The 15,349-nt window shown below is 71.3% G+C and carries 10 protein-coding genes; 7 read left to right on the top strand and 3 right to left on the bottom strand.

Annotation, left to right across the window (positions count from 1 at the left end):
* Positions 1-85 precede the first annotated feature (85 nt).
* From LOY02_RS00800 to LOY02_RS00775, 6 genes are all read left to right on the top strand, one after another.
* Positions 86-2,635, top strand: a complete 2,550-nt coding sequence (locus tag LOY02_RS00800; protein WP_317180411.1) for a DUF3488 and transglutaminase-like domain-containing protein — start codon at positions 86-88, stop codon at positions 2,633-2,635.
* A complete protein-coding gene (locus LOY02_RS00795) occupies positions 2,632-7,077 on the top strand; it encodes an FtsK/SpoIIIE domain-containing protein (RefSeq protein ID WP_317180410.1) in 4,446 nt (1,481 codons plus the stop codon). Before LOY02_RS00800 ends, LOY02_RS00795 begins: the two co-directional genes overlap by 4 nt.
* 270 nt (positions 7,078-7,347) lie before the next feature.
* Positions 7,348-7,623, top strand: a complete 276-nt coding sequence (locus LOY02_RS00790) for a WXG100 family type VII secretion target (RefSeq protein ID WP_317180409.1) — start codon at positions 7,348-7,350, stop codon at positions 7,621-7,623.
* Positions 7,624-7,692: 69 nt separating this feature from the next.
* Positions 7,693-7,968 (top strand): WXG100 family type VII secretion target, encoded by a 276-nt coding sequence (locus LOY02_RS00785; RefSeq protein ID WP_317180408.1) that lies wholly within the window; start codon positions 7,693-7,695, stop codon positions 7,966-7,968.
* 228 nt (positions 7,969-8,196) lie between these two features.
* Positions 8,197-8,784, top strand: a complete 588-nt coding sequence (locus tag LOY02_RS00780; RefSeq protein WP_317180407.1) for a sigma-70 family RNA polymerase sigma factor — start codon at positions 8,197-8,199, stop codon at positions 8,782-8,784.
* On the top strand, positions 8,784-9,269 hold the full coding sequence (locus tag LOY02_RS00775) for a carboxypeptidase regulatory-like domain-containing protein (protein ID WP_317180406.1): 486 nt from the start codon (positions 8,784-8,786) through the stop codon (positions 9,267-9,269). The genes LOY02_RS00780 and LOY02_RS00775 overlap by 1 nt, the downstream gene beginning before the upstream one ends.
* A 78-nt stretch (positions 9,270-9,347) precedes the next feature.
* Here LOY02_RS00775 and LOY02_RS00770 read toward each other — a convergent pair whose 3' ends face one another.
* Positions 9,348-11,978, bottom strand: coding sequence for a CHAT domain-containing protein (locus tag LOY02_RS00770; RefSeq protein WP_317180405.1), 2,631 nt, complete (start codon positions 11,976-11,978; stop codon positions 9,348-9,350).
* Positions 11,979-12,115: 137 nt separating this feature from the next.
* Here LOY02_RS00770 and LOY02_RS00765 point away from each other — a divergent pair, with 137 nt between their 5' ends.
* The gene (locus tag LOY02_RS00765) at positions 12,116-13,384 is read left to right on the top strand and encodes a S8/S53 family peptidase (protein WP_317180404.1); all 1,269 of its coding nucleotides are present in this window, start codon (positions 12,116-12,118) and stop codon (positions 13,382-13,384) included.
* Between the two features lie 135 nt (positions 13,385-13,519).
* Here LOY02_RS00765 and LOY02_RS00760 read toward each other — a convergent pair whose 3' ends face one another.
* Together LOY02_RS00760 and LOY02_RS00755 are read right to left on the bottom strand one after the other, a co-directional pair.
* Positions 13,520-14,611, bottom strand: coding sequence for an inositol-3-phosphate synthase (locus LOY02_RS00760; protein WP_317180403.1), 1,092 nt, complete (start codon positions 14,609-14,611; stop codon positions 13,520-13,522).
* Positions 14,612-14,614: 3 nt separating this feature from the next.
* Complete coding sequence (locus LOY02_RS00755) at positions 14,615-15,289, bottom strand: PadR family transcriptional regulator (protein WP_410505892.1); 675 nt, start codon at positions 15,287-15,289, stop codon at positions 14,615-14,617.
* Positions 15,290-15,349 lie beyond the last annotated feature (60 nt).

The raw sequence follows: 15,349 nt of genomic DNA, 5'->3' as shown, positions 1-15,349 counted from the left end.
CAACGCCGGGATCGCCAGCGGACTCGCTGGTCCACCCCCCTCGGCCCTGCACCAGGCGCCGCGAGCCGGCGAACGAGTGGCGGGGGTGATCAGGCAACTCGTGCCCGCTCGGGCCCACCTCGTCGACGCGGCATTCTCCGCCGCGCTCGTGGGCATCGCCCTCATCGGTTTCCGGACGACCTTCCACGGGCTCGGCTGGCTGTGGGTCGGCCTCGCGGGGCTGCTCACCGGGCTGCTCGTCGCCCACGTCGGTGCGACGTACCGGTGGTACGGCATCGGCACGGCCCTGGCCCTCGTTGCGGCCTACTTCGCCCTCGGCGGTCCGATCGCCGTGCGCGAGGACCTCATCGCCGGGGTGCTCCCGTCGGGCACGGCGCTCGCGACTCTCGCCCATGCTGCGGTGCCCGGCTGGAAGGAGCTGCTCACCGCCCTGCCGCCCGTCGACTCCGAAGGCCCCTACCTGGCCCTGCCGTTCCTCTTCGGCCTCGCCGGCGGCGCCGTGACCTACGGAGTGGCCCGCCGCTGGACGGGCGCGGTCGTCGCCCTCATCGGGCCGGTCGGCCTCCTCGTCGCCTCGATCGTCCTCGGCACCCTCACACCTGCCGCCGTCGCGGTGCAGGGAGCCGTCTTCGGTCTCGTCGCGATCGGTTGGGCTGCGCTGCGGAGCAACCGCAACCGGCCGGCACTCCAGAACGGCGCGGGCCGAACCACCCGCGCCGTCACCACGGTGGTCCTGCTCGGTGTCGCCACCGGCGGAGGCTTCCTCGTCGGACCGCATCTGCCCGGAGCCGACGTCACCCGGCGCACCGTGCTCCGCACGTCGCTGGTCCCGCCCTACGACGTGACGCAGTACCCCAGCCCGCTCGCCGGCTTCCGGCAGTACACCGAGCCCAACTCGGCCAAGCTCTACGACAAGACCCTTCTCACGGTGGAGGGGCTGCCCCCGGGGGTCCCGCTGCGCATCGCGGCGCTCGACTCCTACGACTCCTACGTCTGGGGCGCGGGCAACCTCGCCAACCTCGGCGACGGACCGGACCCGGGTGGCGCGAGCTTCCGCAGGGTCGGCAGCCACATCGCGTCAGACGGCCCGGGCCAGCAGGTCACGGCCACGGTGACGGTCCCTGCGGACGGCTACTCCGACGTCTGGCTGCCGACCGTCGGGACGGTCACCGGCCTGTCCTTCGACGGCGACCGGGCCGACACCCTGTCCGACGAGCTGCGCTTCAACACCGACACGGGCACCGGGGTCCTGCCCACCCGGCTCGCCGCGGGAGACCGCTACACGATCACGGCGAGGGTCACGCCCGTGCCGGAGCAGCTTCCCGAGCACGTCGACCTCGACAGCGGATCCGTCGTGGACACCCAGGCGCTGACCTTCCTCGACGACAAGGTCGACGCGTGGAGCGGACGGGCCGACAGCCCGTGGCAGAAGGTCACCGCGATGGCAAAGGCGCTGCAGAGCGGCGCCTACACGGACGGCGGCGCCCCCGGGGACACGGTGCAGAACATCTTCCTGCCCGGCCACAGCCTGCGGCGGATGACGCAGTTCATGAAGGCCACCCAGCTCGCGGGCAACGACGAGCAGTACGCCGCCGCCCTGGCCCTCGCGGCCAACCGGCTCGGCGTGCCCGCGCGCGTGGTCCTCGGGGCGATCCCCGATGCGACCGGCACGGTCCGAGGCAAGGACGTCCACGCCTGGGTCGAGGTGCGGCGGGCCGACGGCGCGTGGCAGCCGATCCTGCCCTCGCAGTTCCTCCCGGACCGCAACAAGAAGCCGGAGCCGCTGGTCCAGAAGTCGGAGCAGCAGAAGACCGGGGCCCAGGTGCCTCCTCCGGCGGCCAACAACCCGCCGAGCGTGCTCCAGGGTCCGGACCAGGCGCAGAACGCCACGCAGCTGCGGAACCCGCCCAAGGACGAGGAGAGCCCGCTCGACCCGGACAACTGGCCCGACTGGCTCCGTTACGTCGTCTTCTTCCTCGTCCTCCCGCTCCTCGTCGTGCTGCTCGTCTACGGCGGCATCCGGCTCGCCAAGGCGGTCCGGCGCCGTCGCCGACGGACCGTCGGGGGCCCGTCGACGCGGGTCACGAGCGGGTGGCGGGAGCTCGTCGACACCGCGCGCGACCTCCGGATGTCGCTGCCGGTCAAGGGGACCCGTTTGGAGCAGGCCAGGGCCATCGAGGAGCACCTGGTCGGGCCGCCCCCCGAGAAGCCGAGCCCTGTCGTCGACGGCGCACTCATGGGGGTCCCGATGGCATCGTCCGCGCCCTCGGCGGGTGAGGACCCTCCTGCACCGTCGAGGGGGACGGACCCGCCACGCACCGCCCTCGCTCTCGTCCCGCTGGCTGCCTCGGCCAACGACCATGTCTTCGACATCACGGAGCCGACGCCCGAGGAGGTCGAGGCCTTCTGGGCCGATGTGGCCACCGCGCGACGGGCCCTCCGGTCGGGGCACGGCTTCTGGGCGCGGGTCCGTGCCGACCTGTCCCTCCTCACTTTCCGCACCCATCTGCCGACCGGGCACGACCTGGGACCCAGCCGTCGCGTCACCTCGCGGGGACAGCGGAGCCAGCCCAGCGGCATACGGCCACATCGCTTGCGCCAGGGAAGTCGACGAGAAGGCAAGGGTGGAGCGTGAAGCTGAAGTTCGTCCTGCGGTCCGGTGACCGCGAGACCGACCTCGTCGCGACGACGGACTCGGCGACCACCGTCGGCGACCTCGCCGCCTACCTCGCCAGAGCCGACCCGCACCGTTCGTCGGTGCTCGGGGTCGACTCGCCGATGACGCTCGCCCTCGTCGACCACGAGCTGCGCGCGCTCGACCCCCGCGCCACCGTCGCCGAGAGCGGCCTCCAGTCCGGCATGCGCGTCGCGGTGACTCGCGCGGGCGAGGCCTTCGTCGACCGGGGCCGGCCCGCCGCCGTCGCCGTGATCCGCAGCGGACCCGATGCGGGGCGGGAGTTCCCTCTTGCGCGCGGCACCGCCTATGTCGGGCGTGGGCGCGGCTGCGAGGTGCAGCTCGCCGACGAGTCCGTGTCGCGCCGGCACGCCAAGCTCGTCGTCACCGAGGTCGTCGAGGTCGTCGACCTCGGATCCGCCAACGGCATCACCGCGGGAGGCCAGCAGGTCGCCCGGGCCCACCTCAAGAGCGGTGACCTCATCCGCCTCGGCGACACCGAGCTCGAGGTCCACGTGCTCGGCGAGGGCGCGCTGACCCGGCCCGGCAGCGGCGTCCTCTCGGGAGACGCCGGGACCGTCCAGTTCTCCCGGTCCCCACGAGTCGCGCCGCTCTTCACCGGACAGGAGTTCCAGGTCCCCGACCTGCCCGAGCGCGGCAGGGGCAACCCGCTGCCCGTCGTCACGATGATCGTGCCGATCCTCATGGGCGCCGTGATGTTCGCCGTCACCCGCAGCCCCATCTCGGCCGTCTTCATGCTGATGATGCCGCTGATGATGATCGGCACCTACTGGGAGTTCAAGCGCCAGCAGGCCAAGGCCTTCGCTGCGGCGATGGAGGCCTTCCGGGAGGACCTGGGGATCCTCTCCGAGCAGGTCAGGCAGTCCCTCGACGTCGAGGCGGACGTCCGGCGCCGCGAGCACCCGAGCGGCGAGGACTGCCTCGCCGCGGTCCGGGACCGGAGCGCCCTGCTCTGGACGCGGCGCCGTGACGGCAAGGGCTTCGTCGAGCTGCGCCTCGGCCTCGGCACCCTGCCGTCGCGGTCCGAGATCACCATGCCCGCCGTCGGCCGGTCCAAGGCCGAGGCGTGGCTCGAGGTGTCGCAGCAGCTCAAGGGGCTCGAGATCGTCCCCGACGTCCCCGTCGTCGCCACACCGCTCTCGACCGGGGCCGTCGGCGTCTGCGGTCCCCGCGGCCACGCCCTCGAGGCCACTCGATCTCTCGTCGTCCAGGCCGTCGCCCTCCACTCCCCGGCCGAGGTCGCCGTGTGCGCGTTCGCCTCGTCGAGCAGCGCCCGGGACTGGGACTTCCTCAAGTGGCTGCCCCACACGAGCTCGCCGCACAGCCCGGTCGATGCCGAGCACCTCGCCCAGACCGCACCCGCGTGTTCAGCGCTCGCGGATGCCCTCGAGGACCTCATTGCCGGCAAGCCGACCGGCCGTGGCGCAGCACAGGGCGAGGCCAAGTCAGCGGCCCCTCCGGAGCAGCGCCCCACCGTCGTCGTCCTCGTCGAGGGCGACGCCCCGATCGACCGGAGCCGCCTCGTCGCCCTCGCGGAGCGCGGCCACCAGAAGGGCATCGTCGTCATCTGGGTCGCGGAGGCCCAGACCCTGCTGCCCGCCGCGTGCCACACCTTCCTCGTCGTCGGCGGCGACGACGCCGGCTCCGACTCACTCGCCGGCTACGTCCGCGCGGGGGAGGAGGTGCAGCCCCTCTCCGTCGACCGGATCACCTACGCCGAGGCCATGGCCTGCGCCCGGCAGCTCGCCCCGGTCGTCGACGCCGGCGTGCCGGTGGAGGACTCGAGCGACCTGCCGCGGGCCGTCTCGCTGCTCACCCTCACGGGCACCGAGCTCGCGCGGTCGGAGGAGGCGGTCATCGAGCGCTGGGCGGAGTCCCGGTCGATCCTCACCGGGCCCTACGCCCCCGCCGCGCTGCCGCGCAAGCCGGGCAACCTGCGCGCCGTGGTCGGCCAGTCCAGCCAGGGCACCTTCTCGCTCGACATCCGCAGCGACGGCCCGCACGCCCTCGTCGGCGGGACGACCGGTGCCGGCAAGTCGGAGCTGCTCCAGGCCTGGATCCTCGGCATGGCCGCGGCCCACTCGCCCCAGCGGGTCACCTTCCTGCTCGTCGACTACAAGGGCGGCTCGGCCTTCCGCGACTGCGTCAAGCTGCCGCACACCGTCGGCCTGGTCACCGACCTGTCGCCGCACCTCGTCCGGCGCGCGCTCGCATCATTGGCGGCCGAGCTGCACTACCGGGAGCACCTCCTGGCCCGGTTCAAGGCGAAGGACCTCGTCGAGCTGGAACGCCGGGGCGAGGTCGAGGCGCCGCCGTCGCTCATCATCGTCGTCGACGAGTTCGCGGCCCTCGTCCAGGAGGTGCCGGAGTTCGTCGACGGGGTCGTCAACGTCGCCCAGCGAGGGCGCTCGCTCGGGCTGCACCTCATCCTCGCGACCCAGCGCCCGGCCGGCGTCATCAAGGACAACCTGCGCGCCAACACCAACCTGCGGATGGCCCTGCGCATGGCCGACGAGAACGACTCCGAGGACGTGCTCGGCAGCAAGGAGGCGGCCTACTTCGACCCGGCGCTTCCCGGACGGGCCGTGTCCAAGACCGGTCCCGGTCGGCTGGTCCCCTTCCAGACGGGCTATGCCGGGGGCTGGACCTCCGACGTCCCGCCACCGCCCGACATGAAGGTCGAGACCCTGACCTTCGGCGCGGGGATCGAGTGGGAGCCGCGGGTCGACGACGACGTGGAGAGCGCGGCGGCCGACGAGAGCGCGGACCTCGGGCCGACCGACATCCAGCGCCTCGTGACGACCTTGGGGAGAGCCGCGAAGCGAGCCGAGCTGCCGGTGCCGCGCAAGCCCTGGCTGCCCGACATGAAGCCGGTCTACGACCTCGCGGCCCTGCCCACGCAGCGTCGCGACGACGAGCTCGTCTTCGGGGTGGCCGACGACCCGGACAACCAGGCCCAGCCCGAGGTCGCCTTCCGGCCCGACAAGGAGGGCAACATCGCGGTCTACGGCACGTCGGGGTCGGGCAAGTCCGTCTTCCTGCGCACCATCGCGGTCGCCGCCGGCTACACGGTCCGCGGTGGGCCCTGTCACGTCTACGGCCTCGACTTCGGCAACCGCGGCCTGGCCATGCTCGAGGCGCTGCCCCACGTCGGCTCGATCATCCCCGGCGGGGACCACGAGCGCGTGACCCGGCTGCTGCGGCACCTCCGGGCCACCATCGACGAGCGGGCCGCCCGGTACTCCGCCGTGAGCGCCGCGACGATCACCGACTACCGGCGCCTCGCGGGGCGGCCCGACGAGCCGCGGGTCATCGTGCTCATCGACGGCATGACGGCCTTCCGGCAGGCCTACGAGGTCGGGGGACGCTTCCACTGGCTCGACCTGCTCGCCGGTCTCGCCGCCGACGGCCGCCCGGTCGGCGTCCACTTCATCATCGCGTCGGACCAGCGGACCGGCCTGCCGACCAACCTCGCCGCCGCGGTCCAGGGCCGGATCATCCTCCGCATGGCCAACGCCGAGGACTACTCGGTCTTCGGTGTGCCGGGTGACGTGCTCACCATGGCCTCGCCGCCCGGTCGGGGCCTGATGAACGGCTCCGAGGTGCAGGTGGCCGTCCTCGGCGGCTCGACCGACGTCACCGTGCAGGCCGCGGCGGTCGCGGCGTTCGGGGAGGCGACCCGCAAGGCCGGCGTGAGCCAGGCTCCACCGATCGAGAGCCTGGCCGACGTCATCTCCCTCGGCGAGCTCCCCACGGAGTCCGGCGGACGACCCGTGGTGGGCGTCGCCTCGTCCAGCTTGCAGCCGCACGGCTTCGATCCGAAGGGGACGTTCATCATCACCGGCCCCTCCGGGTCGGGCCGGACGACGGCCGTGGCCACGACGGCGGCGGGTCTCTTCCGCTTCAGCTCCCACAGTGCGCTCCACCTCATGACGCCTCGTCGCACCTCGGAGCTGCTCGACCTCGGGATCTGGACCGAGACGGCGATCGGCGGCGACGCGACGGTGCAGCTCGCGAACCGGCTCACGGCCGACATCGAGGCGGGCCGGATCACCCGACCCGTCGCGGTCTTCATCGAGCGGATCGACGACCTCGCCCCCTCCGGCGCCGAGAACGCCATGACCAGCCTCGTCAAGGCCTGCCTCGACAACGACCAGCTCGTCGTGGCCGAGGGCGAGTCGTCCTTCTTCACCTCGAACTTCGGCCTGCCCGCCCTGCTGAAGACCTCCCGCTCCGGCCTGGCCCTCCATCCGGACGGCAACGAGGGGCTCGCCGTCTTCAAGGCGAACCTGCCGGCGCTCAACCGGGCAGAGCTGCCGCCGGGGCGGGGCTTCGTCATCGAGCGGGGCAAGTTCGAGCTGCTCCAGGTGGCCCACCCGTGAGGGCGCCCCCCTCGGCAACACGCCCGGTAGTGCGAAGGTCCACCTGAAATATCCGAAGTGCGTTGCGAACCCCCGGGCGTGTTGCGGAAGAGGGGCGTCGCATGGGGAGTGCTCCCCATCGACACCCCTCGGGCGGCCTCATAGATTCGACCTCGTCGACGCAAGGGCCCAAACCGGGTCGAAGCGGTCGAGAAGGTGTGAACAGGGGCTGGCGCCCAGCGCCCGGTCCGGAACCAGTCCCCGTCGGGGGAACGACGCAAGGAGAAGGTCATGGCTTGGCTCGGCATGAACGACGACGAGGTCACCGCCCAGGGCAACGTCCTGCAGCAGCAGGCGGAGGCGATCCAGCAGCTCATCACGAAGGTCGACCAGGAGGTCGAGTCGCTCAAGCAGAACTGGCAGGGCGACGACTCGCGGCAGTTCGAGCAGGAGTGGACCGGCACGCACCGTCCCGAGCTCCAGAAGGCGCACAAGCTCCTCACCGAGATGAAGGCGACGATCGACCGCGAGGTCCAGCAGCAGCGCGACACGTCCGCGCAGTACTGACCGCGGCACCGATCCGACGCACCGCCACCACTCCCACCACCTAGCCACTTTCCGAAGGGGATCCGAACCATGGCTGTTTACAAGAAGGGTATGGACGCCGAAGCGGTGTCCGCGTCCGGCGACAAGCTCATCGGCTACAAGGGCGAGCTCGACGGCATCGTCGAGGCCGTCAACAACGCCGTGCAGCAGATCAAGAGCAACTGGGGCGGCCAGGACGCCGAGCAGTTCCAGTCCGACTGGAACGGCCAGCGCCAGGTCGTCGCGGCCGCCGGCGACAAGCTGAACGAGATGGGTCGCAAGGCCAAGACGAACGCCGAGACCCAGAAGTCGACCTCCGGCAGCTGACGCGGCTCCCGCGGCAGCGCGCGGACGTGGCAGTCCCAGCCCAGCGGCATACGGCATGGTCCGTATGCCGCTGGGCTCGTTTCCAGCGCACCCTCGCACGGGTGGGTGGCGGGGAGCTGACGTTATGGCACTGTGACGAAGCCGAGCCGACGGGATGTATCTGTCCGGTTACGGAAGTATCTGACGTTCGTGAGACCTACGATGAACACGCTGAGAGGGAGGCGTGTCATGCATGAACCCAGGGGACTCACCGAACTCGTGAACTCCGCGGCCAAAGGAGACGCTGCGGCATGGAACGCGATCGTGGAGCGCTTCTCGAGCCTCCTCTGGTCCGTTGGACGGGCACACCGGCTCTCCGCTGAGGACGCCGCGGACGTGGTGCAGAACACCTGGCTCCGCCTGCTCGACCATCTCGACCGGATCGAGCAGCCCGAGGCCCTGCCCGGGTGGCTCGCGACGACGGCCCGACACGAGTGCCTCTCGATGCTGCGGCGACGCGGCCGGGACGTCCTGGTGCGCGATGACGACCTGGGACCCATGCTCGTCGACGAGGAGGCGTCGTCGCTCGACACCGCACTCCTCGAGGAGGAGCGGGACGTCCAGCTGTGGACGTGCTTCCGCGAGCTCTCGGAGCGGTGCCAGCGCCTGCTTCGCGTCCTCATGGCGTGTGACCGGCCGAACTACGCGGAGGTGTCCACCTCCCTCGGCATGCCGGTCGGCTCCATCGGTCCCACGCGGATGCGGTGCCTGTCCACCTTGAGGTCCCTCGTCTCCGACACCGGCTACGCCTTTGAGAGCGGAGGGGGTCGACCGTGATGTCCACCCATGACCTGCACCCCGACGACATCGAGCTGCTCGAGCGCCTCGGAAAGATCGTCGAGATCGTCGATCCCGTCCCACCCGACGTCGTCGAGCTCGGCAGGGCCGCCTTCGCGCTCCACCACGCCGACTCGACGCTGATGAAGATGGTCACCGACGCCGAGACACTCGTCGCGTTGCGGTCCACCGACGGCGCGCGTGGCACCTCCCACCTGCTCGTCTTCGAGCACGGGCCGGTCTCGATCGAGCTCGACGTCACCGGGCGGGGGGACTTCGGGCGGATCCTCGGCGTGGTCGTCGACGAGTCGGGCGAGGCGACGGCGGGCGCCCAGGTCGTCCTCGAGACGGCATCGGTGACCCGGACCGTCGACCTCGAGGACGACCGGTTCACCTTCGAGCGGGTTCCGCTCGGCCTGGCCCGGATCGCATTGGAGAGGTCCGGCGAGCGGATCATGGCGACGACCTGGTTCGACGTCGGCTGACCCGTCCGCTGAGGCGGCTGGCAGCACGTCATCCGAGGCACCGGCCGGGACGGCGGCCGGAGGATCGGCTCGGGTGGGTCACGCCCCCCACGACGTGAACGACGCAGCCGTGGCCGCCCGCAGGAGGTCGCCCTGCGCAGCGGTGCGAGCGGCGAGCCATCCCTCGGAGAGGGTGCCGCCTCGTCCTGCGACCGCGTGGACGTCCGCCATGACGCTGAGCGTGGCATGGTCGTTGACGGGCACGACGCTCGCCAGCACGTCTGACGCCCCCATCCCGAGCAGGGCCGAGACGAGCCCGAGCGCCTCGTGCGGCCCGATGGGTGCGGCACCTCCCGAGTCGCAGGCCGACAGGATGATCGAGCGCGGCGTGTGTCGGAGCCCCTCGAGATCATGGACGGTCAGGGGACCGTCGGCGAGCTGGAGCGAGGAGAAGAGCGGCGCATCGGCGCGGAAGGTGCCGTGAGCGGCGACGTGGGCGAGCCCGGCCCCGTCGAGGGCCTCGAGGGCAGCCGCCACGGTGGCCTTCTCGGCGGGCAGGACGAGGGCGCCGCGATGCACCGGGCTGAGGCGGGTCACCTCGGCCTCACGGGTGCTGAGGCCCGGCCCGGTGACGAGGGCGACGTGCCCGTTCGCCCGCGTTCGGAGCGCCCGCCGCGCCTTGAGCCACTGGGTCACGGAAGGGCTCACCGTGAGGTTCACGCCGGCGAAGAGGGGGAGCAGGCCCCAGGGCGCGGTGAGCAGGCCGGCCGGCGGCACGACGACGGCCGGGCGGTCGCCGCCCTCGACGAGTCCCCGCAACGCCGACGAGTGCGGCCCGAGGAGCGCCGACTCGAGGCGGGCGGCTGTCGCGGTGAGGTCGACGAGCCGTCCGGAGGCCGCCCGTCTCAGGGCGAAGCGTGCGAAGTCGGCCTCGCGCTCGGCCGCGCTGCTGCTGCCGATCCGGTGGTGGCGCACCCGGCCATCGCGAACCGTGACGAGATGGAGGTCATCCCGGTCGTTGACGAAGGTGAGCAGGACCGCATCACCGAGCTCGTCCATGACGGTCGGCAGGTCGAGACCGGGCGGGAGGCCGAAACCCTCGCTCCCCTCGGCGCGCAGGCGGCGGTGTGCTCGCCGGATCGACGCCTCCAGACGCGCGCGTTCGGCGAGCAGGTTTGAGCCGGTCGGGTCGTCGTCCGCGAGGCTGTCCAGTCGCCGGGTGACGTCTCGGAGCGCGGCGACCTCGGTGCGCAGGACCGGGTCGTCAGGGCGGGTGAAGGCGGCGTTGAGCGCCGAGGCTCGCCAGCGCTCGGCCCACCACCACAGCTCGCGTGGCCGCCCGGCTCGGACCGCGGCCGACACCGCGAGGCGCGCGAGCTCGATGCCGTGCCCGCTCGCAAGGGCGCGCAGCTCGAAGTCACCGAGGACGGCCCGGTGCTCGTCCACCGCGTCCAGACCGCGGCGGCATGCCGAGTAGAGGGCCCGCCCGTCTCCGTCCTGGCTCGCCAGCAGGGCAGCTGCCAGCCACCCGGCCGCGCGCGACAGGGGTGGACCCGAGCGTCGCGTCAGGGCTGCTGCGGCAAGGCTGGACCTGGCCAGCTCCGCGTCGCCGGAATCGTTGGCGATCCGCCCCTGCAGCACCAGTGCGACGGGCAGCTCGAGGGCATGCGAGGCCCGCATCGACTCGACGAGCTCGTGCGCGTCGCGGAGCAGCCTGGCGTTTCTCGCGGCCTGCGCTCGGCGGGACCGCTCGGGGCGGTCCCGGTCCTCGAGGGACCAGGGTTGGAGCTCGGGGTGGTCGGCAAGGTGCTGTGCACGCAGCCGGAGCAGTCGCGCCCGGTCGACCCAGCCGGGCCGCAGCTGGGACCGAAACAGTCGGGCGGCCGCGTCAGCGCGTGACTCGGCACTCTCCGAGTCGCCCCGGGTCAGTGCCACCTGGGCCAGGAAGAGGAGCAGCTCTGCCCGGCGCACGGGCGAGCGCTCCTTCTCGAGCCCCGCCTCGCACAGCCGCTGGGCCTCGTCGATGAGTCCCGCGGTGAGCAGGGCGTGACCGTGGTCGATGTACAGCTCGGGCGACACGTTGCCGAGTGCCTCGTACCGCTCGGTGACCCGGTCCCACAGGGCGAGCGACTGTGGGAGGTCGCCCCGCTGGTGGGCCGACACTGCCTGGTTGTGCAGCGCTTGGGCAGCCTCGTAGTCCTGGCCCACGCTCGTGAGGAGCTCCCCGGCCCTGGCCGCATCCGCTTGGGCCGCATCGACGTCGCCCAGCGACAGGTGGACCGTGCACCTCCCGTTGAGAGCGCGGCCCTCCCAGAGGATGTCGCCGAGCCGATGGGACCCATCCACCGCTCGGCTCAGGTCGTCGAGCGCATCGGTGTAGCGCGACAGGTTCCACAGCACCAGCCCGCGTCGATGGAACAGTCGCGGCAGCTGTGCCGCCGGCGTGAGTCGGACCGCTTCCTCGAAGCGGGCCAGCGCCTGCGCGGTGCGACCGGCGAAGAACAGCACGACGGCCAGCGTCGCGAGCACGTCGCCCTGCCGCTCTGGGTCGATCCTGCGCGCGAACCGCAGGGCCTGGAGGCCGTGGGAGAGGGCGGCGTCCATGCGACCGCGATCTCTCTGGACGATGGCCGCGGCCTGGTGGGCGATGGACAGGCGACGCGCGTCGGTGTCCGTCGCGATGATGCCCGTTGCCGTTGCCAGAGCCACCGTGGGCTGCGATATTGCCAACGGCAGAAGCGTGTCCACCTCGACAAAGCGCGCAGACGTGGACGTATCAGGCCGCGCCTGTGGCACGTCTGCTCCACGACCCACGCTGTGACCCTCCAGGAGAACACGATGACGACACCGATCATGGCAGCACTCCGATGAGCCCGTACGGCCCCCGGGACAAATGGTGGAATCCCGGCCAGGAGCAGCTGAGGCGGGTCCGCTATGCGGACCAGGTCCGACTCGTCCGGCAAGCGTTGCGGGACCAGGGCACTGCAGTGCGACTCCACCCCGACGTCGACGACGACCACCTCGACGAGGTCGAGTTCATGTATCGCGCCGATACAGTCCTCACGAGCGACTCGGACGCTTCGCGGGTGCGGCGACTGCTGGACCTCCCGGAGACGGTTGACAAGCACCAGGAGGGTCTTCCCGACCCGATCAACGGGCTCACGGTCCTCAAGGTCGGCGATGCGGCAGAGGTGGTCGACCGAGTCGACCGGGCCATCGGCAAGGGCGTCGTCCGCTACGACACCGTGGTCCACGTCAGCCCGGCCGTCAGCTACTGTCCGGCGACCGAGCCGGATCCAGCCAAGGAGGGGCCCGAACCCGCCGTCAACTCCAACGCCGACGCGGGCAGGAACGTGCGGGTGGCCGTCGTCGACACCGGAATCGTCCCCCAGGTCGTCAAGCAGCACTCCTGGCTCGATGGTGTCACCGGCGAGGCGGAGGCCCCGCCGGCCAAGGTGGGGCACTACCGCGGTCACGGCACGTTCGTCGCCGGAGTCCTGCGGACGATGGCGCCCAGCGCCCACGTCGACGTCTGGTCCCTCTTCCCGCACGGAGGAGCAGCACTCGAGAGCGAGCTCGCGCCCCGTCTCGTCGATGTCTTCCTCTCCAACGTGGACATCATCAGCATGTCGGCGGGGGTTGCTCCGGCGGCCGGCAACTCACTGCTCAGCCTCCAGGCCTTCTACGACAACTACCTCAAGGGCAGTAACACTCTCCTCGTCTGCGCCGCCGGCAACGACGCCGGGCCCGGCCCCTTCGAGCCGGCGAGCCAGGGCTGGCCCGTCGCAGTCGGTGCACTCGACGCTGATGGGAGCCAGGCCGGCTACAGCAACTACGGCGCCTGGGTCGACGTGTGGGCACGCGGCTCGGACATCGTCAACGCCTACCCCAAGGGCAAGTACACGTACATGGAGCCGCCGATGGTGGGGCAGCCGGATGGCAACTTCACGTCGGGTCTGGCGAGCTGGAGCGGCACGTCCTTCGCGACGCCCCTCGTCTCCGGGCTCATCGCCGCGCGGATGTCCACCTACGGCGAGAACGCCCGTCAGGCGTGGGCCCACCTCTCCGCGGTCGCGGCCGCTCGCGCGGCGGCGAACGGCGGACGCTGGGTGCTCCGACCCGGCGACGGCGACTGACTGCCGGACCCTGCGAATCGATGTGACCGATCGACCCTGACGTCGATCGATCACATCGACGCACGAAGGGCCCGCTTCCGTGTGGAAGCGGGCCCAGCGGCATACGGCAGAAGGAGACTCAGCCGACCATCGAGGTCAGCGGGGCTCCTCGCCGCGGATGAAGGCCTCGAGCTTGGTGCGGCCCTCGGTGTCCTCGCGCTGCACAGGCGGGGACTTCATGAGGTAGGACGACGCCGAGATCAGCGCGCCGCCGATGCCACGGTCCTTGGCGATCTTCGCCGCGCGGATCGCGTCGATGATGATGCCGGCCGAGTTGGGGGAGTCCCAGACCTCGAGCTTGTACTCGAGGTTCAGCGGCACGTCACCGAACGCGCGACCCTCGAGGCGGACGTAGGCCCACTTGCGGTCGTCGAGCCACTGGACGTAGTCCGACGGGCCGATGTGGACGTTCTTGTCGTCGACCTTGCCGGCGAGGGAGCCCGTGAGGTTCGACGTGACGGACTGGGTCTTGGAGACCTTCTTGGACTCGAGGCGCTCGCGCTCGAGCATGTTCTTGAAGTCCATGTTGCCGCCGACGTTGAGCTGGTACGTGCGGTCCAGCGTGACGCCGCGGTCCTCGAAGAGCTTGGCCATGACGCGGTGCGTGATCGTCGCGCCGACCTGGCTCTTGATGTCGTCGCCGATGATCGGCACGCCGGCTGCCTCGAACTTGGCCGCCCACTCCGGGTCGCTCGCGATGAAGACCGGCAGCGCGTTGACGAAGGCGACACCTGCGTCGATGGCGCACTGCGCGTAGAACTTGTCGGCCTCCTCGGAGCCCACCGGCAGGTAGGAGACGAGCACGTCGACCCGGGCTTCCTTGAGTGCCTGGACGACGTCGACCGGGTCGGCGCCCGACTCGTCGATGGTCATGCGGTAGTACTTCCCGAGCCCATCGAGCGTGTGGCCGCGCTGGACCGTGACGCCCGTCGTCGGGACGTCGCAGATCTTGATGGTGTTGTTCTCGGAGGCGTCGATCGCCTCCGCGAGGTCCTTGCCGACCTTCTTGTCGTCGACGTCGAACGCGGCGACGAACTCGACGTCGCGAACGTGGTACGGACCGAGCTGGACGTGCATGAGGCCCGGCACGGTGCCGGCCGGGTCAGCGTCCTTGTAGTACTCGACACCCTGCACGAGGGAGCTCGCGCAGTTGCCGACGCCGACAATGGCGACGCGTACGGATCCCATGGATCACTCCTTGTTGTGTGACTGGTCGTGGTGCTTGTTGTCTGGTCGGGAGGGTGGTCGGGCCCGCAGGCCCGGAGGCGAGAGGTCGAGGTCGTATGCCGCTGGGCCGGGATCCAGTGCTGCGCGCCGCTCCGCGCTGATGAGCTCCTCGAGCCAGCGCACCTCTCGCTCGGCGCGCTCCTCACCGTGCTGCTGCAGGGCGAGGGTGTAGCTGTCCATGCGCTCGCGGTTGCGCACGCTCGTCTCGCGGATCCGGGCCAAGCGCTCCTCGAGGCGGGAGCGACGGCCCTCGAGGATACGGAGCCGGACCTCGCGCTCGGTGCGGGAGAAGAACGCGAAGCGGACGTCGAAGTCGTCGTCGTCCCACGCGTCGGGCCCGCTCGCTGCGACAAGGTCCTGGAAGTGCTCCTTGCCCTCGGCCGTGAGCTCGTACGTGATCCGGGGACGCTTGCCGGCCGGGGACGGCTCCTGCGTCTCGGTGATGTGCCCCGACTCGACGAGGCCGCGGAGCGCCGGGTAGAGGGAGCCGTAGGAAAGGGCCCGGAAGATGCCGAGAGCGGTCGTCAGCCGCTTGCGCAGCTCGTAGCCGTGCAGCGCCCCGTCATGGAGCAGCCCGAGGATGGCGAACTCGAGCAGCGCGGCGCGGCGGCTCGGGGGACGCGGGGATCTGGGCACCATCCCACTCTACTACGGGATATATCGCCGCGATACATCGCAAGCCGCGGAGGCTCGCCGTCG

The sequence above is a fragment of the Intrasporangium sp. genome, assembly GCF_032907665.1.
Classification (GTDB): Bacteria; Actinomycetota; Actinomycetes; order Actinomycetales; family Dermatophilaceae; genus Intrasporangium.
Note: the sequence above shows the minus strand (reverse complement) of the source record. Positions and strands in the feature narration are given on the sequence as shown.